Raw genomic sequence first — 22579 nt, 5'->3', positions numbered from 1 at the left:
TGCTCAATGATATGGGGTCAAATCTGGCAATTAAAACAAGTCGATTAACTAAATAAGTCTGTTAATTAAAACAATCCTGGTAACTAAAATTAACCTGACAATTAAAATGAACTAGCAGAGCTTTAATTCCATCTGATACAAGGGCCATGTTTTACCATTGAACTCTTTTACGCTCGGCTCTTTGTCTACCACCTGAAAGCCCGCTTTGTCGTAGCAGCGTTTTGCACCGTGGTTTTGCTTGAATACGGCCAAGGTGATGGTGGTGACATCAGGGATTTTTTTCGCAGCGTCTAATGCACTTTCTATCATGGATTGCCCAAGCCCTTTGCCTCGTTGGTTTGGGTGAATCGCAACTCGGCAAAAGCGAAGTTCGCTGTCTGACATGCGTTGAAACTCCATAAAGCCAAGCAAGTCACTGGCGTTTGAGTTGGCGTTCGAATCGGTGTTCGGTTCAGAGTATGACTTAGATGCAGAAAAGGTATACAGCTCGACATGTGGTTCTTGAGATCGTTCGAGGATGGAGGCTGTTTCTAACGGCCAGCCAAAGGTTCGTCCGCCCCATAGAGCGTAGTCTTCTTGGGATGCAAACCAAGTGACGATCTCGTCGGCGTCGGATGCTTTAAAGCGGTTTATTTCCATATTCTTATCTCTTCCTTATCGTGTGTCTTTTTTTATAAGCCGCTAAACTTCCGCACCCAACTGATCAAGAAAGTCACGCATGTACTCGGTGCGCTTGTTGGCTTCCAATTTGGCTGATTTTGTATTCATGGTTTCAGCGAGCTTAAACAGTTTCACGTAGAAATGGTCGACGCTGTAATGCTTGTCATCCAAGTCACGCTGCTTCGCAAACGGGTCTTCGTGGTTATACAGCTCGGCGTTAAAGCTTTGACCTACGTACAGGCAGCGAGCGATACCAATCGCACCGAGAGAATCTAGGCGATCTGCATCTTGAACAATCTGTGCTTCCAAGGTTTCTGGTGTGATGTTGGCGCTGTAACTGTGAGTGACAATAGCGTGATGGATTTCGTCGAGGTAGGACGCAGGATACTCGATAGATTTGAGATAAGAGATAGCCTTGTCTGCCGCCATTTGTGAGCTTTGAGCGCGGTCTGGGTGGTTCTTCGGAAAGGTGAAGCAATCATGAAGGTAAGCGGCGGGCAGCACGACTTCAAGCTTAGCCTGTTCTTGAGCACATAAAGCCTTGGCAGTTTTGACTACGCGCTTAATATGGCTGATGTCGTGCGCTGCATCTTGTGTCATCTCTTGCTGTGCAAAATCAAGCAGTTGGCTTTCAAATCTTTTAATCACGCGTCCCTTTCCCCATCTGTAGACGTTATCAATGTTGCTTATCGTTCAGTGTCGTTTCATATCGACTTTAACAGTTTCAAGCGCGAGTTTTTATCTTTTATAAAAGGAATACCCACAAAAAAACCGACTCTGTGAGTCGGCTTAATAGAAAGGTTATCCTGTGTTGATTAAAGCGTTAACAACGGTTCAGAGCCTAAGCTGCAGCTTGTTGAAGCTGTGCTAACACATCATGCAAAGAAGGACTGATGGTGTGCCCAAGCGCTTTTACTTCGTCACATGGCTCTACTAAATCAGGGATTTGGAAGCTGATCATGTTGGCTGCCATTGATGCGCGAATACCGTTGTTTGAGTCTTCAAACGCTAGGCAGGTTTCAGGGGCAACACCTAGGCGTTCTGCCGCTAGTAAGTAGATCTCTGGGTGAGGTTTACCATTGGTCACTTCGCAGCCTGTGCTTAGTGAGGTGAAGTAAGAATCTAGGCCAGCCAGCTCAAGCTTCTTTTTAGCGATATCAAGCTGAGTCGAGGTCGCCACCGCGATTGGAATGTCGTTTGATTTCAGCCATTCAAGAAGCTCAATCACGCCATCTTTAACTGGGATAGCTTGGTGCTTAACAATCGCACTGTAGCGAGTGCGCCATTCATTGTTCAGCGCCGGGTAATCTAACCCTTCGCCGTAGCCCTTTCTAAAAATCTGTTCGATGGTTTTTGCGTTACAACCAATGATGCCTAAGTAAACATCTTGCAAGAACGGAACATCTTGCGCGTGACATGCTTCTTCAAAAATCTGCATACAAAGTCTCTCGGTGTCGAGTAACAGTCCATCCATATCAAAAATAGCAGCTTGAAAATTCATATCCGTGGTTCTTTATGTGTTGTCGTCGTGAGGGCGAGTATTTTGACATAGTGCCTGGAGATAGGCGAGTCAGTGTTCAGTAAGAATATGCCGAATTGCATCGGTAATATGCTTCTAGATGAGGCGAAACCTGATTAACTTACGTTGGAATAATATCGTTCAGTTATGAGTCTGATGTTTGATAGGTCATGCGGTTCTAACAGACACAAGAATGGTTATCATACATAACAAATCTCGGTTGAGTGCCTAGCTTCCTATTACAATTCATAAACTTACAGGCGCGTTAGCGTGACCATAATCTTATAAAAAACAATTTGCGGAAGCCTGCAATCATAGTGTGACCAAGTAATAAGTAAAAGGCTGAACTAAAGGACAAAATATAATTAGTCCATATTTTTAGCAAGGTTGCTTATGTTGTATTTTGAGTTTCTATTTTTATTAGTCGTACTTTATATCGGGTCTCGGTATGGCGGTATCGGCTTAGGTGTTGTTTCTGGTATTGGTTTGGTTATCGAGGTGTTTGTCTTCAAGATGCCACCAACGTCTCCACCTGTCACCGTAATGCTGATCATCCTCGCTGTTGTTACCTGTGCTTCTATTCTTGAAGCGGCTGGTGGCTTGAAATACATGCTGCAAGTGGCCGAAAGGGTACTGAGAAAGAACCCGAAACGCGTCACCTTGATAGCACCGTTCGTGACTTACTCTATGACATTCCTATTAGGTACTGGCCACGCGGTTTACTCCATCATGCCTATCATCGGTGATGTGGCATTGAAGAACGGTATTCGTCCTGAACGCCCAATGGCGGCTGCATCGGTGGCGTCTCAATTGGCGATTACGGCGTCTCCAATCTCGGCTGCTGTGGTCTATTACCTCGCGCAACTTTCTGATATCCAACACTCTATTACTCTGCTTTCGATTTTGATGGTGACGGTTCCTGCAACGCTGTTCGGCACACTTTTGCTTTCTCTGTATAGCTTGAAACGTGGTAAAGAACTGAACGACGATCCTGAATACCAAGCGCGTCTAAAAGATCCTGAGTGGAAAAAACGCATCGAGAGCACTACTGCGACCTCTTTGGATGAAGTACTGCCAACTTCGGCTCGTAATGCGGTATTGATTTTCCTACTTTCAATTGTCGTGATTGTTATCGTGGCGATGGTGCCAGAGATCAGAACCATCGTAGACGGCGACAAGCCAATCAAGATGTCGGTGATCATCCAAATGATGATGCTCTGTTTCGGCGGTATCATCTTGCTGGCAACCAAAACTGACCCGCGTGATGTGCCAAACGGTGTGGTATTCAAATCGGGTATGGTGGCGGCGATTGCTATCTTCGGTATCGCTTGGATGTCGGATACTTACTTCCAATACGCAATGCCTCAGTTCAAATCTGGCATCGTAGAAATGGTAACTAACTACCCATGGACGTTTGCACTAGCGCTATTCATTGTATCGGTTGTGGTGAACTCGCAAGCCGCTACTGCACGTATGATGCTGCCTGTTGGTCTTGGCTTAGGACTAGACCCAGCCCTGCTTATCGGCTTAATGCCAGCGGTTTACGGCTACTTCTTCATCCCGAACTACCCATCAGATATCGCTACGGTTAACTTCGATGTCTCTGGTACCACCAAGATTGGTAAGTGGTATTTCAACCACTCATTCATGTCGGTCGGTTTAATCGGTGTAGTGGGTGCATGTTGTTTAGGCTACGCATTGGCACAGATTTTCATCGCTTAATTAAGCGATAGCGAAATAACAAACAAAAACAGCGCCTGAATTGGCGCTGTTTCTATTTGTTCTGTTTGGACGTATTAATTCGAACCTAGATTTCGAATTAATAACTAATATTAGCGAGCCTCAAAAGCCAAAGACTGAATCGCTTCTTCAATCGTCAGGAAGTGGATCTTCATTAGGCACACTTCAGCTTTTTGGAACTCGTGATTTCGAATCAGTTTGGTTACGCTTTCAACTGAATACTGGTCTACTCGTTTCGCTAGAGAGAGTTGGTTTGAGCCCGATTGCAGTGAATAGCTGTCGCCTTCTGAATCGATGAGGTAATCATCTTCGCCTAAGATCATCTCTGAGCATTCCGCCTGAAATTCTTTTTCGGATGCGACGTAAATAAGCTCATCATCACCGTCGAGTTTTACCAAAGATGGCCAACTGATCATTACTGCCTCTCAATCATGGATGTTGAAATGTATGTCTGGACTATAAACACTTTTCGCTGATGGATCATCTCTTAGCCTTAACGACTCGAACGTTACTTACTTAGAGACCGACCTAATGGTGCGAAGTAACCTTGCAGGGCTTGGAAAATCTCTTCTCGATGCGCCATATCAGGATACACAGGGTACATATCCGGTTTGGTTGTGCCATCTACCAAATAAACGTTTTTGATATCAGAACAGGATTCAATTACTGACTCAAAGGCACGCGCCATCATCTCTGTTGGTAGTGAGAAGTAACGGGCCGACATTGCTTTGTCGGCAATAACACTTCGCGCCACGTAATCGTGTTTGTCTAGGTTATTGTCGCTGAGTAGTGTGGCATCGAACAGTGACATCAAACTCTCGTTTAATGGATGAGGTCGCACCTTTCTATCGTGTAGCCAACAATCACTGGCGAACAAGATTTGCTTGCGAGGGCCTGAGGTATCGCCAATCTCAAATGCTTTCTCTGCGATATAGTGGTCAAACGCATGCCAAAACTCATGCGCTAACGCACCAGCACCTGCATTTTTAGCGAGGGCTAACTCTCTCTGGTTCGGTGCGTAGTGTGCTTGTACACCTTTTCTGCCACCACTGCCGAACGCCAAACCTAATGTGCCACGCAGGCCAATCGCTTCTGGTGGCAAAGCCAGGATGTAAGCCAAGTCTGCTAACGAGTCGAATATCAGATTTGCAGCGAGCTCTTTCTCTTCTTTCGTTACCCAAGCGCCCACACGAATGCTGCCCATACCGAAGGTCTGTTTGATGTCCATGAATGACACCTGATCGCCATGTCGGTAGTCTGGGCCTTTGCGCGTTTTGTATTTAAAGTGGGTTAACTTCAAAAGGGTCCTTGGAAATAGATGTAGTTTAGCGCTGTTGTGTGGTGCACAGGGTTAAGTTGGGAAAGTTAGCACCTTTGTCAGTAAATTACCGAACAAAATGAGTGAGATTGTGTTCGAAAGCCTCCCATGAGGTTGGGTTGCCTTCGTGGGTCAGTGGAAATAGTGCCCTATTTGGTTTTGCATAGCTTAAACGATGTAACCTCTGCGTGACATGATAACTGTCTAGCCCTGAAATTGTGACTAAATCTAACGCTTCTAAATCTAGGTAGCCGTCCGGCATCACAGCACGTTTTGGCGCGTGAATTGTAACAACTTCACCAATCAACATTTGAGTTTGGTTACTTTCAATTGTTATCTGCTCTTTGAAGGCTAAGCCTATTTTCAGAGGGCTTTCCAAAACAAACGGAGCAGGGATCACATCATCGTAATAGGGCGTGAGACCGACCGCGTTAAATTCTGAGACTGATTTAGGATAACGAGCGGAAGTTTGATGAGCTTTTTGAACAAAGCCCGCCCCGATACTATTGATAGTGAAGTGTTGAGTTTCTAGGATATTTTCTAGTGTATGACGGCGACTTTCCGCAGTCCGGATGATGAAGCCAAGTAAAGGTGGATTCGACCCCAAATGAACCACGGAGCTCACTACTGCAAGATTTTCTAGCCCTTGCTTGTCACAGGTGCCAATAAGGTTTGCGCTTTTAAACCCCGATAAGGAGTTAATTAAACGAGCGCGCTCACGCTGGTCCATTGCTTGGATATCTTGTCTTGAAAGGGTCATTGCCTTCATATCTTCTCTTCTTCTCACTTTTGTTTTCGACGACTTGTTTACTAACTAAAACATATCTACGCAGCATCACTTTATTCCGATCATCCAGTTTGAATAAGTGGTAGTGAAAGGAGGGTTCTTTTAGAAAACTGCAATTTCCTTGAAATTAAATGTGACACTGTAGCTTAATTTATTGTTGCAGCGGTTTGCTATTGAGCGATACCATGTACGGCTATTTCTTTGGTAAAGATGTAATTATGTCAGATGAAAAGCTCGCGCTAGAGTGGATGCGCCAACAAGCGCATAGAATTGATCCATATGTTATAAATCCATCATTTGATGAATGCGTTGAGTTGCTTGAGCCTGCCTTTAAGAAGGGCAAGAGTGTCGCGCAGCTAAAATATCTATTATCAGAAGCGGATCGCCGAGCGGGAGCTGCCGAACGTAAACATGCTGCTTTAAAGTTTGCTAAAGAAAAAAGCCCAAAGGCAGGTCAAAACCTTCGTCTGCAAAGCAAACTTCAACAAGTTCAATTGGCATTAAAGTTAGCAACTGGCGATAACAACATGACCATATCGCAGTTCTGCTCTGAATATGATGTCAGTAAGCGAGACGGCAACGAAGCGTGGAATGAAAAGTTGGTTGAGCAGAATAATAAGAAGTGATTTCGTGATGCCGTATATGGTTTAACTGAAGATCCGACAAGATTAACTTGCTTATGCATTCATTTAAAATCCTACCAATAAATGTTGCTCAACGGTATTTCAAAAGCCTGAAGATCTTCTTTTCAGGCTTTGCTAACGGCTAGCTACTCATCAGCTCCGTCTTAGTCGTTAACCACCTCTAAAAATACCGATGAGTGAATATCAGGTATTAAGGTCGAATGTTGTTGAAACTGACCTTTTGCGTTCCATCGCTCTGATTCTCTAATTTAAGTACATCTCCTTGATAGTAATAAGGTTCCATTGGCATCTTGCTGTTAGTTGGCCTTGCGTAGTGAAGTACAGCGGGTTTACCTTCCTCTTGTCGAGCATATAAATAGCCAATCAGCGCATGTTCAAATTGGTGATAGCCATTGCCCCAATGGAACGCTTTAGTACGCTTAGGCTCAAGCCCAACGCCACCGTATTTATGATCTACCCATACATCATGAAAGGTGGGCAGGGTGTATTGCAGTACGTCTTTCATTGAACCATCGATAAGCGATACCGTCATCGCAGCTTGATCAAGCTCAGCCCATTCCCATGATGACGCCCATTGGCTGTACGGTCTGCTTTGCCAGCCCGTGATATCTTGCCCTTGCCACATCTTCTGAAGTCGCTCGCCAAAGTAGTTAGATACATTGGCAAAATCTTTTTGATATTGCGCCTGAGCCAAAGTGTGTTTCATACCGTCTAAACCAAACTCCGACCAATCGGAATTTTTTAATGCATGACCAGTTAGATAGGTCATCCAATACGCTTTAATGGTGTGCCCAAAATCATTGTGATTGGCATTCGGCATCATTGCCGCTTTGTCGTGAATTGCGCCGTAGAAGCGTTGTTCATCTTCAGAGTGGTAGTGATCAATCATGGCTTGCGTGAGCCAGTTTAAGTCATCAAGCCATTTGGCTTTGACGGGCTCTTTGAGCAGAGGAGCGACTAACAACAGGTAGCCGTTTATTTGATCAAGTTGCGCGACCAGTTCACGTCGTTTTGCACTGCCATCTTCACCGTCGGCGAGTACCCAAGCAAGACCGCTGTTGTCGCTAAGTCGATATTTATCAAAGATAAAAGCTTGTTGGGCGATGAGTGCTCCTTCTACCTTTTTGTCTTGGGTCAGGTAGTAGTACATCGCGAGTCCAACCAGCGCATACGCTTGATCTTGAGAGGTACGTTGCTGCCAATCTTGACCCGCTTTTCCCTCTTTTGTATAGCCAATAAAGCCACCATTTTTCTTATCTTCTAGTTGATCAATGAGGTAGTAAGCACCTTGCTTGGCAAGCGCTAAAGCTTGTTTGTCTCCAGTAAGGTGATAGAGCACGCCGTAGGCATAGGTTTGGCGTGATTTCATACGCGTAAACTCCTTGCCAAAGTGGGGAGTGATCCAGCCTCTGTTCAATTCAGGACACACATCAGATACATCGAGCAAGGTACCATCATCGCAGCGGAAAGTAGGGAAATTGCCTATCGGTTCTCCCTGTGCGCTCGGCATAAGCCAGTAAGGTGCGAGCCCTTCAGAAGCATGATTGATCCAGTCTTCTCCAGAGGGAAGGGTGACATTGGCAGATACGGCCAAGCTAGTGACACTGAGTAATACGATGGTTGCTCGTAACATAACGTTTATCTTAACTATTTGAATTTAGTTGAATATAAACAATCACATCTGCACATTGTGATTAGGCGATCACAATCGACCAAATTATTAAGGTTTAAATAAAGGCTCACAGACTAGTGAGCCTTGAAAGGGTGTTTTGTATTTTATACCGACTCTCCCGCCTCGTCCTCTTCAACCACATCGGTTTCTAAGCTCGCTTCTGCCAACCATTTTTGTACTGATGGGCTGTTGAGTACACGTTGCTGATACTGTGATGCCTTCTCTGAAAGTTGGATGCCATAGGTTTCTACGCGTAATGCCACCGGTGCAAACATCGCATCGGCAATCGACCATTCACCAAATAACCAACCTTCTGGGTATTGTTCCATTTGCGTCGACCATATGGCATCAATACGGGCGATGTCTTTCAATGCTTCTTCACTCAAAGCAAGCTTTCTTTGAGCGCGGCAGTTCATCGGCATTTCATTTCTGACGGCAAAAAATCCAGAGTGCATCTCTGCCGAAATCGCTCGGGCATGGGCGCGTTCTTTCACTGATTTAGGCCATGCTGCGCCGTCCAAGTAAGCTTCGTTAACGTATTCGAGAATCGCCAGTGAATCCCACACAGCAACGTCACCGTCAACCAGGGTTGGAACTTTGGCTGTTGGTGTCACTGAAGCTAGTGTGTCGTAAAAATCAGACGTGAATAGCTTGAGCTTGATGACTTCCGCATTGAGGTTATAGTTGTCGAATATTAGCCATGCGCGTAATGACCAAGTTGAGTAGTTCTGGTTTCCAATATAAAGCTGCATCGTTGCTTCCTTGCGTTTAGTGGGTATGCTTTGAGACTTAGGGTAAGGTATTGAGCCTTAGGGGCATGCATTTGAGCTTAGGGGATTGTATTGCGGCGCACTAACGGATAATTTTGATGCAATACATTAATAAAAACGATGGGTAGTGATTTCAATATGGATATTGATGCTTTGCGAGGCTTTCTCGCGTTTGTAGAAACCAGTAGCTTTACTCGTGCAGCGAAACAGATCAATCGCACCCAATCGGCATTCAGTGCGCAGATGCGCAAACTGGAAGAAGAGCTCAATGTGACCCTTTTCCAGAAAGAAGGCCGTAATCTCGTGCTGACAGAGGCTGGCTTAGCGCTGCGTTCTCATGCTGAACAGTTGGTCGCCCTCCACAATACCGCCCTCAAGCAAGTAAAGCGTTACGAAGACAAACAACCTCTAAGACTCGGTTGCCCTGAAGACTACAATGACACTATTCTGCCAAAAGTGATTCGCCTGTTGCAGAAAGCAGAACCCACCTGTTCTATTCAAGTATTCAGCCTGCCAAGCATTACGCTCAGAGAGTGGTTGGATGATGGCAGGCTTGATGCTGCAATTGTCACCCGAGCGCCTGACAGTGAAGAGGGCTATTGGCTGACCAGTGATGTGGGTGTATGGATAAGCAGCCAAGACTATGTGTTCGATGATTCTAAACCCGTCCCATTAGCCTTGTTTCAGACCGATTGTAAGTATCACGCAGCGGCAGTGAATGGCCTAACTAAACAGGGTACGCCTTATCAGTTGTTGGCGTGCAGTAATACCGCTTCGGCGCAACGTGCCATTGTTAAGGCAGGTTTAGCGATTGGCGCGATGGGTAAGCTGAGTGTGACTTCTGATTTGAACATTCTGGAAGATATGCCACCACTGCCTTCGGTGGATATTGTGCTGATTTTAGCGAGCAAACATCACCCAGTGTTAGACAAAGAAGTGCTTAACCAACTTGTAGAGTTGGACTCCAATTAGATTTTTGCTCGGTGAGGGTAATGTTGAGTGCGGAGCTAAAATAGATAGGCCGAGAACATGCTGTTTCGCGGAGGAAATAGTGTTTCTCGGCCTTATTTTTATGGAAGACTGAACGTGAGTTAAGAGAGCTTAAACTTACTCAATTCTCCGTGTAAATCTCCAGCTTTTACGGTCAGTTCATTACTGATTGCTACTGATGATGTCATGGTGTCCATCACTTCCACTGCTGTATCATTGATGATCACTACATTGCGGTTAATCTCTTCTGACACAGAGCTTTGTTCTTCAGCCGCGGAAGCGATCTGATTGTTCATGTCATTAATCACTTCAATCGCTTGGTTGATTTCAGACAAGGCTTGATGTGCAGCTTCGGTTTCACTTTTTGTGTTGTTCGCTTGATTCTGGCTTTGCTCCATCAGTACCACAATAGATTGAGTCTCTTGTTCTAAGCGAGCCAACATAGAGCGAATCTCTTCTGTTGAACCTTGAGTTCGATTCGCTAGGTTACGAACCTCATCAGCAACCACTGCAAAGCCTCGACCAGCCTCACCTGCACGAGCTGCCTCAATCGCGGCATTCAGTGCAAGTAAGTTAGTTTGCTCTGCAATGCCACCAATCTCGCTCAAGATACCCTGAATAGCGGTGCTCGAATCGACTAAGTTCTGTGTTTGTTGCTGCGCATCGTTAACCTGCACAGCCAAGCTGTCTACAGCACTGGCGGCATTGTCCATGCGCGTCATACCATTGAGACTGTTGCTTTGCACTTGGCTTGCTGCTGCAGCTGCTTGAACCGCTGAGTTCGCCACTTCTTGCGCTGTTGCACTCATTTCATTGATAGCAGTGGCAAGTGAGTTCACTTCGTTAACTTGAGAATTCAGCTGGTCACGTGAAACTTCAGCACGAGCTTGGCCTTCTGTCGCGTTTTTATCCACTTGGTCAGCCGTTACCATCACGGTAAGTAGCATCTCTTGTATGCGAGATAGGAAGGTATTGAACCAGTGTGCAAGCTGAGCGGTTTCATCCTTACCTTTCACTTCAATGCGATAAGTTAAGTCACCTTCACCCTGTGCTGCATCTTTAAAGCGTTCCACTAAGTTGTTCAAAACCTTGCCCAAAGAGTTAGCAATGAATGCCATTGAGGCAATGCCTAGAAGAGCGGCGATGATTCCCGCCCACACACCTTTTTCAAGTGCTTTTGAATTCTGAGCATCACTCCACTCGGTGTAGTCATTGACGCTTTTGGCTAGGTGACTACTAGGAACAGACACCATGACTACCCATGGCGCATCACTGGTATCAATGGCAGTAATCGCGTACTCATCGCCGCCGAAAGTCACAAGACCGGCGCCTTCTCTGTTAGCGATAGACTGAATCTTTGACCATTCAGATTCCAATTCAGAAGAGACTTTTTTACCCACCATATTTCCAGCTCGGCTGTTGGCCAGTGTAATGCCTTTCCATGAAGTGATTAGGATTTTTCCTTGACCATCAAACAGGTTACGCGCAAGTAACTCACTTTGGCTTTGGAGTTCATGTAGGGATAAATCAAAGCCTAGCGAGCCGATGATTTTTCCGTCATGTTTGATTGGTTGGCTGATGGTGGTAATGAGCTCTTGTTTGCCGCGCACTGAATAAAAATACGGTTCCATCACAAACGTTTTACCTGTTTGATATGGCATTAAGTGCCAGTCATCTTTGCGCTCACCGTTGCTGTTGAGCTCGGTATTGCTAAAGCTTTCCATTGCGACAGCATCAAAGCTGTTCTGGTCATTGGGAGAGAAGAAAGGCGCAAGGTAGCCCTGACTGTTAAAACCTAACTCAGTGTTTGAGCTTAACTCGATGTTTGAGCCAGATTCGATATTCGAGTCTGATTCTGTGTTAATGCTCAGTTCCGTGTTCGAGTCTTGTTGGTTATCTGAAATCAGCGACGTCTCTGAGCCATTTTCGCTGTTCACGTTGAGCTCGTTATTCAAGACAGACTGTTGTGACCATGTCTTATCTTCCCAAACCATGTAACCCGCAAATACAGCTTTGTTTTGTGCTTCCAATGCCGCAGTAAACTGTTTCACGATAAGCTCTGCACTTGCGTCGGTTTCTGAACTTAATTCGATGATTGAGCGCACTTGTTTAAGGTTCGCTAATACGGGGTTGAGCTGGTTAGCGATGTTCAAACCTTGTTGAAGTGCCGTGTTTTGTAAATCCGTAGCGGTGGCCTCTGTCAGCTGCGTTTTTACTTTTTCAGTGACTTGTTTATTCACATCGGTAAATGCGTTGGTCGTCATTCCCATGGCGATTAACAGAGTGAAAGCCATCGCTCCGCCCGCACTCACCGCAATTCGCGTTCGTATACTGTTAAACATATTATCTCTCTAACCAAATAGTGGTAGTTTTTCAGAGATTTTAAACAAGATACGTGAATGGAAAATTCTAAATAATGAACATAATAAGAATAGGGTGATTAAAAATATAAATAGGATGGTATAACGCTCCGGATTATGTCTTTTAGAGAGGAGCTATAAGATAGGTGTATGGTTGTTTTTATTCTATTATCTAATTGTATTTGTTGATATTTTATACTTGATGCCGTTTTTAATTTCCGGGTAAATCAGGAGGTTGTAGTTTGAGGATGTTGTGGATATATATTACTCATTATATGACATCAGTCACATTTTAATTTCATCCGAAGTGTGGAATCCCCACTTAAAAAGTATGTATTTATACTTTGCAGACTAAATTCAAGTAACTGGGCCATTGATCATCTTGATTATTAAAGAATCCCCAAGCTCTTTAGCTTTCGATAAATGGTATTGCGGCTGATCCCCAGTATTCTCGAAGTCTTGCTGATGTTGCCTTGATTCGCTTGATAGGTTTGTAGCAAAGTTTCCTCAACGGTACTTCTTAAATCGTTATTCGTTGTGCCTTTGGTGGTATTTTGAGTCGTCAGTTGATGCTGATTATCTTGCGCTAATAACGTGAGATGTTGAGCAAGATGGCCAGGTACATGTTCTAGCGTGAGTTGTGGTTCATCACTTGCCAATAGAGCAGCAACCTTAAGTAAGTTGTCCAATTCGCGGATATTACCCGGCCATGAATAGGCGCACAGCAAACTCATGAGGTGTGGGCAAATTGATTGTTCACCCTCGGCGTATTTACGATGAATATGCTCGATTAAGGCGTGCTTGTCTTGTCGATGTTGCAGGCTTGGTAAAGTGAAGGCCAAGCCATTCAGGCGATAAAAGAGATCTTGTCGAAATTCTCCAGTTGCGACTAGCTGCTCTAGGTTTTTATGAGTCGCGGCGATGATCTGACAATCGACTTGGTAGCTCTGATTTGAGCCAACAGGCACTACTGACTTATCTTGTAGAACATGCAGCAATCGACACTGAGCCTCTAACGGCATGTCGGCGATCTCATCCAAAAATAGAATGCCCTTGTCTGCTTGACGGATTTTGCCTTGGAACCCTTTGTGGCTTGCGCCAGTAAAAGCGCCCGGCGCGTAGCCAAACAGCTCAGATTCGATAAGATCTTTCGGCAGCGCACCGCAGTTCACCGCAACTAACGGTGACGATTTACGTTGGCTTTGCTTGTGCAATGCTTTAACAAACTCGCCCTTACCGACCCCCGTTTCTCCTAAGATTAATAGGCTGATCCCTTTGTCGATTACCTTGTTGGCCTGCTGCCAAGCATGTTCAATTTGTTGTTCACCATGGTGCAAATCGCACGATGCTGCAATGGAACGCGTGCGTTTTGCAGTTGGTTGTTTGAGGTGCTGTTTCTCAAACACAAAGGGCGTGTCTAATGAGGTTCGGTTGAAGAGGGTATCTATGCATTCGCCGACGATCGAGGTTTGATCCAGCAGTTGAGAGGCGACCTGATTGTGCGCCACTACCTCACCAGCTTCATTGGCTATTACTATCCCTTGCCAACCACTGTGTAATAAAGATTTCTCACACGCGAGATCGATTCGAGTGGTGCCTTGTGGGATATGACTCAGAAGTTGATTTTCAACAAGCTGAACCATATTTTGAACCAGTAATTGCACCGAGCTGTCGTGTTGCTGTTGTTCACTGGTGATGTCCAATACGCCAACCATTTGACCTTGATGATCAAACACCGGGCTTGCTGAACAACTGATAAATCGATGCTGGTGGATGAAGTGTTGTTCGCCAATGATGGATACGGGTTTCGCTTCAACAATCGCGGTGCCAATCGCGTTGGTGCCCTTAAGTTGTTCCTGCCAACATGCTCCCGAGCTGAGTGCAATTGACGTCAGCTTCTCTTTAAACCGCTCTTGTCCCCAACTTGCCAGAATTACCCCTTCAATATCCGTCAGAATCAAACGACTGTCAGTGCGTGCAAACATCTGATTAAACAGAGGCAGAGCATTACGTTCGACGATATGAATCAAGTCGGACGATTGATGACGTCGCTGTTTAAGGAGCGATTGTGGCAGGCGAATGTCTTCGGGAAGTCGTCTCTGTTTTAGACCCGCTTCTGTGCTGCGGTGCCAAGAGGATGAAAGCCAATCTGAGGTGTTTGCTTGTTGAAGATGCATGACTGTTCCATGTCGTAACAGTGAGGGTGTACCAATTTGGAACAGTTGAACACTGGAGTGGTTTCCAGACGTCCGTTCAATGCCAACTCACTTAGGGTTGTAAACGTTTGGTAATCATAGTTTTACAATTTGTTAACAACAAGTTTTGAAGTTCTGGCGTGTGATTTGCGTTGTTACTGTTGTGAAGAAAACACGAAGTATCAGTGTTTTAAACAGAAAGCATAAACATGGTGGCTCTCTTCTTACGAGCTTTCTTCTCACGGGATCTGTTCTCAAGGGAAGCCGCCATGCTAGCTCGACAACATAAGCTCAATAACGAATGAACAACGACTAAAAATCTAAGAAGGATCTAACTATGATTTACGCACAGCCGGGTAGTGATAACGCAGTGGTTAACTTTAAAGCGCAATACGATAACTTTATCGGTGGCGAGTGGGTGAAGCCTGTCAACGGCGAGTACTTTGATAACACTTCCCCAGTGAATGGTCAGGTGTATTGCCAAGTGGCACGTTCAACCGAGGCGGACATTAGCTTGGCACTTGATGCGGCGCATGCTGCTCGTGCAAGTTGGGCTTCGACCAGTGTAACTGAGCGCTCCAACATCCTGCTTAAAATTGCCGACCGCATTGAAGCGAACCTTGAAGAAATCGCAGTCGCCGAGACGTGGGAAAACGGCAAGCCTGTGCGTGAAACTTTGGCAGCAGACATTCCTTTGGTTGTCGATCACTTCCGTTACTTTGCGGGTTGTATTCGTGCGCAAGAAGGCAGCGCAGCAGAGCTCGATTCAAACACCGCAAGTTATCACTTCCCAGAACCTATTGGTGTGGTGGGGCAGATCATTCCTTGGAACTTCCCGATTTTAATGGCGGCTTGGAAACTGGCACCTGCACTGGCTGCGGGCTGTTGTGTGGTGATTAAACCTGCCGAGCAAACACCGACATCGATTTTGGTGATGATGGAGAAGATCGCTGATCTTCTGCCTGCAGGCGTGGTCAACATCGTGAATGGTTTTGGTAGCGAAGCGGGTCAAGCGTTAGCAACCAGCGATCGTTTGGCGAAGCTAGCCTTTACCGGTTCGACAGAGGTCGGTCACCACATCCTGAAATGTGCCGCAGAAAGCTTGATTCCATCAACGGTAGAACTTGGCGGTAAGTCTCCAAACATCTACTTCCCAGATATCTTTAACCATGAAGACGAATACCTTGATAAGTGTGTCGAAGGCATGCTGCTTGCGTTTTTCAACCAAGGTGAAGTGTGTACTTGTCCATCACGTGTGTTGATTCATGAATCGGTATACGACAAGTTTATCGCTAAGGTGGTCGAGCGTGCTCAAACTATTAAACAAGGTAACCCGCTAGATACCGATACGCAGGTTGGCGCACAAGCTTCAAAAGAGCAGTTTGATAAGATCTTGAGCTACCTAGAAATCGGTCGTCAAGAAGGTGCGAAAGTGCTAACCGGTGGTGAAATCGCTCAGCAACCAGATGATCTCGGCAACGGTTACTACATTCAGCCAACCATGCTGGAAGGGCACAACAAGATGCGTGTATTCCAAGAGGAGATCTTCGGCCCTGTTATCGCGGTGACGACGTTTAAAGACGAAGCGGAAGCGCTAGAGATCGCCAATGACACCGAGTATGGCTTGGGTGCAGGCGTATGGACGCGTGATGCAAACCTAGCGTATCGCATGGGGCGCAACATCGAAGCGGGGCGTATTTGGGTGAACTGCTATCATGCTTACCCAGCACACGCGGCTTTCGGTGGTTACAAGAAATCGGGCATTGGCCGTGAGACACACAAGATGATGCTCGATCACTACCAAAATACTAAGAACCTGTTGATCAGCTACGATACTAATCCGTTGGGCTTCTTCTAATACAGGTTCGTTCTAAAAGTATGAGAATGAATCATGGGTACAAAGAATTACTAACAACGCAGTAGGCTTAATTAAGAAAACAAAAGCTAGAAACCAAAACGCCCAACTCATTTGAGTTGGGCGTTTTTATGTTTGAATCGCTCTAGCTTTTCGAAAAGAAGATCTCTGGCTTGTAGGTTGGGCCTGAATTACCTTCTAGCTGAGTAAGCTCTAATCCTTGTTTTCCTATCAGAGAACCGACCAATTGGCGGTTAAACGGGTAACTGTCAGGGTTGTTAATATACTCTTCAACATCAACCCATTTAGCCTCTGCAATTTCATCGGTGTCTTGAATCGCAATCTCTTGGGTTTGAGCGATAAGGTGGCAAATAAAGTAGAGATTCGATTTACCGAATTGATACGGGTGTCTTGTCGCCATGCCAACCACCGAAACAAATGTGGCTTTGATACCAGTCTCTTCCAAGGTTTCACGAACAACCGATTCTTCAATGCCTTCACCCAACTCAATATGGCCGCCCGGTAATTTGTAGCCTGTCATACCGTGCTCTTTAATCATCAGCACTTGATTATGTTCGTTGGTGATCAATGCGCCTGCGCCCAAGGTGTGGGTCGGAATGAAAGGCACAAACTCTACAATCTCGGATTTATGGATCAGCGTAATTTCGTCTTCCAAACAGTTGTGAAACACAAAGCCAAGTTCAGTCGCCACTGGAATAAGGTGCGAGAGCGAAATAGGCAAGCTAATCCAAATTATGCCTTTGTTATTCTGCTTTGAAAATTCGGTGATCTCGCTGAGTTCGGCATTGAAAGAGTCAGCATCGTGAGGGGCTGTTGCTGGGTCGATGATGATGCCGTTAAATTTGTCGAGCGTAAATTCCACGGGTGATCCTTTATTATTTTTGATTTATAGGGAGTCGAGCATAGATGGAGCTTATAACATCTTAAGGGCTTATAACACCTGCTCTGCTTGTAGCATTTTTAAGAGCACGGCACAGTGAGGGAGAGTTTAAGGCGGGCGGCTTGAAACAAAAATTGCGCTAGAAACAAAAACTGCGCTTGGAAGCCAAAGCGCAGTTTTAAATCGGGTCTATTTGGGTTCGACGCTAACGAACATAGTTCGCATCAATACTCACGTACCAGTGCTGCAGTTTGCCGTCGGCCTTTTTGATCCACAAATCATTGGTGTAGCTCTCGATCTTACCGTTAACCGTTAAACTGAACGTGTTCTCGTCGAATTCGCCAAGCTTCACGAACTGGTCTGTGGTAACCAGAAATGGGTCCATGTCGTCCACGCCAACCACATCTGAAATCACATAGTAGTGGTAAGTCAGCGGCTTGCTCGCATCATTCGGGTTGCTGCGGTACGCCACAAGCTTGAATGGTTCCGTTAATGGAAGGTCGAGCGTTTGCTTGTCCATGGTCGCTGGAATCGGGATAAACAGCCAAGCGGTAAACAGACCGCTTAATAAAACCATCAGGAAGAAAAGAGTCTTAATTGCTTTCATAGCAACCTTCAAAATAGGTGATGTAGAAGACGCTATGGTAACAGGTTTGATTTGCCGATTGTAAGAGTATGAATAAGTGAAGGCGACACCCGTCTGTTAGGAAACTTGAACGCATTGACACACTGTTCATAAGTCACTATCTACACTAGTGCGAGTGACCTTGAGATAGGTTGATCATCACAACACCTGCTGCCACAAATAACATACCAACCCACACCATAGTATCGAGGTGCTGGCGGTAAACAAACGTAGAAATCAAGCTCACGGTTACGATAGCCAAGCCCGCCCATAAAGAGTGAACCACACCTACAGGCATCCCTTTCATGGCTTGGCTCAAAAATAGAAATGCCGCCAAATGTCCTGAAATCACTAATAGATCAGGGATGGGTTTAGACAAACTGAAACCGTCGGTTGCTTTAAGTGCTACGTGAGAAAGTGCTTCCGCCATCACGCCCATCATTAAGAAAAACCAGCTCATAGTCGTACCTTTTAGTTGTATTGTTTTTTGTTGGTATAGCGGGGGTATTTGAAAGTGTTAATCGTTGTTGCTGATCTTTAGTCACAGCGTATTTGCCCAAACAGCAGGCACAAAAAAGCCCACACCTCACGCTTTTGCAAGGTGTGGGCTAATTCGGTGTGACTACTTGTTTAGGTAAGCAGCATGGAAGTCAATGTGTTCATCAATAAAGCTAGAGATGAAGTAGTAGCTGTGGTCGTAACCTGGCTGCATACGTAGCTCTAAATCGGCATTGGTTACCTTAGCCGCTTCGACTAATTGCTCAGGCTTAAGCTGTTCAATCAGGAAGTTATCGGCTTCGCCTTGGTCAACCAACATTGGCAGTTTAGTGCCTTTGGTTTTTAGAAGCTCAGAGGCATCGTAGTGCTTCCACTCTTCAATATCTAAGCCCAAGTATTGGTTGAAGGCTTTTTGTCCCCAAGGGCATTGCATTGGGTTGGTGATTGGGCTGAATGCGGAGATAGAACGGTAGTTATCTTCGTTCTTAATACCAATCGTTAGGGCACCGTGTCCGCCCATGCTGTGACCTGAAATGGATTTCACCGAAGTCACAGGGAAGAAAGATTCAATCAAAGCTGGAAGCTCTGTTACCACGTAATCGTACATGTGGTAATGGCTGTCCCATGGTGCTTGAGTGGCATTCACATAGAAGCCTGCACCTTGGCCGAGATCGTAACTTTCATTGTCGGCAACGCCTTCGCCACGTGGGCTTGTATCTGGGGCAACAATAGCGATGCCTTGCTCTGCCGCGGCTTTGAACGCGCCGGCTTTTTGCATGAAGTTTTCATCGGTACAGGTTAAGCCTGATAACCAATACAAAACAGGAACTGGGTTTTCTTTGCTTGCGTTAGGCGGCAAGAAAATCGCAAAACGCATGTTGCAGTCAAGCGTTGCAGAAAAGTGGGTGTATTGTTTGTGCCAACCACCAGCAACCTTTGCTTGGCTAATGTTTTCGATTGTCATCTATTGTGCTCCGTTAGGTTGATGGTTTTGGGGAGTAAATTTCTCTATATTACTTAAAGTTTCACCACCCACCGGGCAGGAGGTGGTGAAGACAGTTTGTTGCTTCTCATTTATAGCTTTGGCCTCGACACCTAAGTATCGAGACCAAGGAGAATTATTTATCCATGTGTAGAACAGTACGGATAGATTCACCTTTGTGCATTAGGTCGAATGCTTCGTTTACGTCTTGCAGACCCATAGTGTGAGTAATGAACTCTTGAAGACCAAACTCACCTGCCATGTAGCGGTTAACGATTTCTGGAAGCTCAGAGCGGCCTTTAACACCACCGAAAGCAGAACCACGCCATACACGGCCAGTCACTAGTTGGAATGGACGAGTTGAGATCTCTTGACCTGCACCCGCAACACCAATGATGACTGATTCGCCCCAACCTTTGTGGCAGCACTCAAGTGCTTGACGCATCACGTTTACGTTACCAATACACTCAAAAGAGTACTCAACACCACCGTCTGTCATCTCAACGATAACGTCTTGGATTGGTTTGTCGAATTTAGTTGGGTTGATGCAGTCAGTCGCGCCAAGCTGTTTTGCTAGCTCGAATTTGCTCTCATTGATATCAACGCCGATGATGCGGTTAGCACCAGCCATGCGAGCACCAATGATTGCAGAAAGACCGATACCGCCTAGGCCGAATACAGCAACGTTGTCGCCTTTTTCAACTTTAGCAGTGTTCAATACCGCGCCCATACCTGTTGTTACACCACAACCTAGAAGACAAACTTCTTCAAGTGGTGCTTCTTTGCTTACTTTCGCTAGAGAGATTTCTGGAAGTACTGTGTACTCAGAGAAAGTCGAGCAACCCATGTAATGGAAAATTGTTTCGCCATTGATAGAGAAGCGGCTTGTACCGTCTGGCATTAGGCCTTTACCTTGCGTTTCACGAACCGCTTGGCATAGGTTAGTTTTACCAGATTTACAGAACTTACATTCGCCACATTCAGCTGTGTAAAGTGGGATAACGTGGTCGCCAATCTCAACACTTGTAACGCCTTCGCCGATCATCTCAACGATACCGCCACCTTCGTGACCAAGAATAGAAGGGAAGATACCTTCTGGATCGTCACCTGATAATGTGAATGCGTCAGTGTGACAAACACCAGTAGCAACGATGCGAACTAGAACCTCACCAGCTTTAGGAAGTTGTACATCAACTTCTTCCATTTTTAGTGGCTCGCCAGCTGCCCATGCAACCATTGCTTTTGATTTGATATGAGTTTGACCAGGTTTAATTTCGATTGTCATTGGATGTTTCCTATATATGTCAGTACAGCGGATAACCGTGCAATTAGCTTCAACCCGTTAAGCGTAGTTGAGCTTAATTGTTTCCGCTCTCTCGTTTTGTTGGAGCCAGTATAGGTGCGAGTGAATGTTTTGATAATCCCCTTAAATAGAAAATTATTATTACGTATTTGTAATAATCGGTGTGTTCAGAGGAGTTCGGAGAGAGGGGGATTACTCAGAAAATCTAAGGACACAGTAAACAGGAACTATGTAGGTAAGACATTTATTAGAAACAAATGGGACGTAATTTAATAGCCTATGTGATTTGGTGTGGTGGTCATCAACTTGTTTAGAGTTTTGTGAGTTATTAAGGGCTGTGATTACCGAGGGAGGTTGACGGTCTAAATACCGAAGGATTCTGTCGTTGCTTTATTCATAGTAGTCCACTATTGCAGATTAGTTTCTATTCGATAATTGATTCCTCGGCACGTGCCTCCCGTAATTCTCTTGTATTCAGCTTTTCTTCAAGCCAGATGTTCCTTACTGTTGAGTGACTAATCGAGATGTTAAAACGCTTTCTCATCTCACCACTTATCCTAATAGAGGTTAGGTGAGGCGATTTGAGTGTTAATGAGATGACGATATTTCGAGTCTTTTCATCGATGCGATTATTGTTGTGTGATTGACCATACAGACGTTTCAAAGCAAGTGGGCCATGGGCTTCAAGTAATTGACGGTTGTTGTGAATGCTTTTGACAGAACAACCGCTTTGTCGAGCCGCTTCTCTAACATTCCCTAACTCATTGGCAAGCTCTATAGCCTCGATCTTTTTCTGAACCTCTTCTCCGTATTCTTTCCTAGAGCTAGGCTCAGTAAGCTCTTTAATCGATAACTCTCGGTCGGCAAAATAAGCCGTAAAACCACCATCAAGTTGCTTACGTAGTTCGACTTGTTGACTCACGATAGAGTGCCGTAATGGGGAGGTAATTTGATACATTGCGTTGGCGTAGCTGAAGGTATGATCTCGACGGATTTTTCGATATTCTTTTTGAATACATATCGCGTCAATGTTGAGGTACTTCGGAACGGGTGTATGCTCAGAGCGCATTAATTTGGCGTTGACTGTGAGGGTCGTTGCCCAATACTCAGGGATGAAGGTATTTTGTAGGTAGTTATTTGCACTGATCATATCAGTAACCCCAGCCAGCCTTAACTCAGGGACTAGACGATCTTGGAACGTATCAAAAGCACGTTCGATGCGACCCTTGCCTTGAGGCGAATTGGCAAAAATAATTTCTATACCCAGCTCTTCACAGGCTCGTTGCATCTGGGAGAAGTGGCAACGTTTTGGTCCACCGAAGATGCCCGCTCTATCGACATAAAGAGTCTTAAAAAGCCCTTTTTTCTTGATATAAGTTTTCATTACTTTGAGGCACCCTTCGGTGGTTTCTGAAGGAAAAAACTCCGCATGAACCTCACTGGTTGCATCATCAATCATGGCGATAAGACAGGATTTTTTATCACCGAACCAAAGGTGCGGACTGCCGTCCATTTGCAGCATTAAGCCTTCGGCTTCCATACGCTCACGTCGTCTTCTTACCTTAGAACGTCGATGTTTGGCTCGTTTTACATGATGGATTTCATGTGCCCAGGTACGAAGCGTCTCCCGTTTTACTTTGATGCCTTCAAATACCTCTAACATATCGGCGAGATGAAGCATGTTAAAGTCGTAATACTTGGCCTTGGCTTTGTTGCGTAATTAAATTTAAAGATAGAACTACCCCGTTTCGCGTATTTCT

18 protein-coding genes and 3 pseudogenes are annotated in these 22579 nt (G+C 45.3%); 4 read left to right on the top strand and 17 right to left on the bottom strand.

Annotation, left to right across the window (positions count from 1 at the left end; translation table 11 throughout):
• Positions 1-111: 111 nt before the first annotated feature.
• The 3 genes from ACED42_RS16825 to ACED42_RS16815 all read right to left on the bottom strand — a co-directional run bounded on the left by ACED42_RS16825 (position 112) and on the right by ACED42_RS16815 (position 2161).
• Positions 112-639, bottom strand: a complete 528-nt coding sequence (locus ACED42_RS16825) for a GNAT family N-acetyltransferase (RefSeq protein ID WP_371703447.1) — start codon at positions 637-639, stop codon at positions 112-114.
• Between the two features lie 42 nt (positions 640-681).
• Positions 682-1308, bottom strand: a complete 627-nt coding sequence (locus ACED42_RS16820; protein ID WP_371703445.1) for an HD domain-containing protein — start codon at positions 1306-1308, stop codon at positions 682-684.
• A gap of 193 nt (positions 1309-1501) precedes the next feature.
• The gene (locus tag ACED42_RS16815; protein WP_371703443.1) at positions 1502-2161 is read right to left on the bottom strand and encodes an HAD family hydrolase; all 660 of its coding nucleotides are present in this window, start codon (positions 2159-2161) and stop codon (positions 1502-1504) included.
• 411 nt (positions 2162-2572) lie between these two features.
• Here ACED42_RS16815 and ACED42_RS16810 point away from each other — a divergent pair, with 411 nt between their 5' ends.
• Positions 2573-3901 carry an anaerobic C4-dicarboxylate transporter gene (locus tag ACED42_RS16810; protein ID WP_004732879.1) on the top strand — a complete coding sequence of 443 codons (1329 nt, stop codon included), beginning with the start codon at positions 2573-2575 and terminating at the stop codon, positions 3899-3901.
• A gap of 110 nt (positions 3902-4011) precedes the next feature.
• Here ACED42_RS16810 and ACED42_RS16805 read toward each other — a convergent pair whose 3' ends face one another.
• The 3 genes from ACED42_RS16805 to ACED42_RS16795 form a co-directional block, all read right to left on the bottom strand.
• On the bottom strand, positions 4012-4335 hold the full coding sequence (locus ACED42_RS16805) for a DUF4144 domain-containing protein (RefSeq protein ID WP_017101312.1): 324 nt from the start codon (positions 4333-4335) through the stop codon (positions 4012-4014).
• A 92-nt stretch (positions 4336-4427) separates the two neighbouring features.
• Positions 4428-5219, bottom strand: coding sequence for a CLCA_X family protein (locus tag ACED42_RS16800; protein WP_017101313.1), 792 nt, complete (start codon positions 5217-5219; stop codon positions 4428-4430).
• Between the two features lie 85 nt (positions 5220-5304).
• Positions 5305-6006 carry a flavin reductase family protein gene (locus ACED42_RS16795; protein WP_371703441.1) on the bottom strand — a complete coding sequence of 234 codons (702 nt, stop codon included), beginning with the start codon at positions 6004-6006 and terminating at the stop codon, positions 5305-5307.
• A 236-nt stretch (positions 6007-6242) separates the two neighbouring features.
• On the opposite strand from ACED42_RS16795, the gene ACED42_RS16790 reads away from it, so the two are divergent.
• Positions 6243-6650: a hypothetical protein gene (locus ACED42_RS16790; protein WP_026012354.1), complete on the top strand. Its 408-nt coding sequence runs from the start codon at positions 6243-6245 to the stop codon at positions 6648-6650.
• Between the two features lie 208 nt (positions 6651-6858).
• Here ACED42_RS16790 and ACED42_RS16785 read toward each other — a convergent pair whose 3' ends face one another.
• Both ACED42_RS16785 and ACED42_RS16780 read right to left on the bottom strand, forming a co-directional pair.
• Entirely contained in the window at positions 6859-8301 is a 1443-nt protein-coding gene (locus ACED42_RS16785; protein WP_371703439.1) for an N-acylglucosamine 2-epimerase, read from the bottom strand.
• Between the two features lie 143 nt (positions 8302-8444).
• A complete protein-coding gene (locus ACED42_RS16780) occupies positions 8445-9092 on the bottom strand; it encodes a glutathione S-transferase family protein (protein WP_269336894.1) in 648 nt (215 codons plus the stop codon).
• 138 nt (positions 9093-9230) lie between these two features.
• On the opposite strand from ACED42_RS16780, the gene ACED42_RS16775 reads away from it, so the two are divergent.
• Positions 9231-10082 (top strand): LysR family transcriptional regulator, encoded by an 852-nt coding sequence (locus ACED42_RS16775; RefSeq protein WP_371703437.1) that lies wholly within the window; start codon positions 9231-9233, stop codon positions 10080-10082.
• A gap of 119 nt (positions 10083-10201) precedes the next feature.
• Here the strand turns inward: ACED42_RS16775 and ACED42_RS16770 are convergent.
• From ACED42_RS16770 to ACED42_RS16760, 3 genes and pseudogenes are all read right to left on the bottom strand, one after another.
• A pseudogene (locus ACED42_RS16770) lies at positions 10202-11908 on the bottom strand (methyl-accepting chemotaxis protein); the annotation flags it as partial.
• A gap of 144 nt (positions 11909-12052) precedes the next feature.
• Positions 12053-12442 (bottom strand): annotated as a pseudogene (locus tag ACED42_RS16765) (methyl-accepting chemotaxis protein); the annotation flags it as partial.
• Between the two features lie 407 nt (positions 12443-12849).
• On the bottom strand, positions 12850-14637 hold the full coding sequence (locus tag ACED42_RS16760; protein ID WP_371703436.1) for a sigma-54-dependent Fis family transcriptional regulator: 1788 nt from the start codon (positions 14635-14637) through the stop codon (positions 12850-12852).
• A 355-nt stretch (positions 14638-14992) separates the two neighbouring features.
• On the opposite strand from ACED42_RS16760, the gene ACED42_RS16755 reads away from it, so the two are divergent.
• Complete coding sequence (locus tag ACED42_RS16755; protein WP_371703434.1) at positions 14993-16513, top strand: aldehyde dehydrogenase family protein; 1521 nt, start codon at positions 14993-14995, stop codon at positions 16511-16513.
• A 142-nt stretch (positions 16514-16655) separates the two neighbouring features.
• Here ACED42_RS16755 and ACED42_RS16750 read toward each other — a convergent pair whose 3' ends face one another.
• The 6 genes and pseudogenes from ACED42_RS16750 to ACED42_RS16725 form a co-directional block, all read right to left on the bottom strand.
• Positions 16656-17393: an NUDIX domain-containing protein gene (locus tag ACED42_RS16750; RefSeq protein ID WP_371703433.1), complete on the bottom strand. Its 738-nt coding sequence runs from the start codon at positions 17391-17393 to the stop codon at positions 16656-16658.
• 223 nt (positions 17394-17616) lie between these two features.
• Positions 17617-18018: a hypothetical protein gene (locus ACED42_RS16745; RefSeq protein ID WP_371703431.1), complete on the bottom strand. Its 402-nt coding sequence runs from the start codon at positions 18016-18018 to the stop codon at positions 17617-17619.
• A 145-nt stretch (positions 18019-18163) separates the two neighbouring features.
• Positions 18164-18496, bottom strand: coding sequence for a multidrug efflux SMR transporter (locus tag ACED42_RS16740; RefSeq protein ID WP_371703429.1), 333 nt, complete (start codon positions 18494-18496; stop codon positions 18164-18166).
• Between the two features lie 162 nt (positions 18497-18658).
• On the bottom strand, positions 18659-19498 hold the full coding sequence (gene fghA / locus ACED42_RS16735) for an S-formylglutathione hydrolase (protein ID WP_371703427.1): 840 nt from the start codon (positions 19496-19498) through the stop codon (positions 18659-18661).
• A 154-nt stretch (positions 19499-19652) separates the two neighbouring features.
• Positions 19653-20801 (bottom strand): S-(hydroxymethyl)glutathione dehydrogenase/class III alcohol dehydrogenase, encoded by a 1149-nt coding sequence (locus ACED42_RS16730; RefSeq protein WP_004732902.1) that lies wholly within the window; start codon positions 20799-20801, stop codon positions 19653-19655.
• Between the two features lie 442 nt (positions 20802-21243).
• Positions 21244-22524, bottom strand: a pseudogene (locus tag ACED42_RS16725) (ISNCY family transposase); the annotation flags it as partial.
• Between the last annotated feature and the right edge of the window lie 55 nt (positions 22525-22579).

This window comes from Vibrio sp. FF145 (genome assembly GCF_041439075.1).
Lineage (GTDB): Bacteria > Pseudomonadota > Gammaproteobacteria > Enterobacterales > Vibrionaceae > Vibrio > Vibrio tasmaniensis_A.
This window is presented reverse-complemented; position numbering and strand designations above follow the sequence as displayed.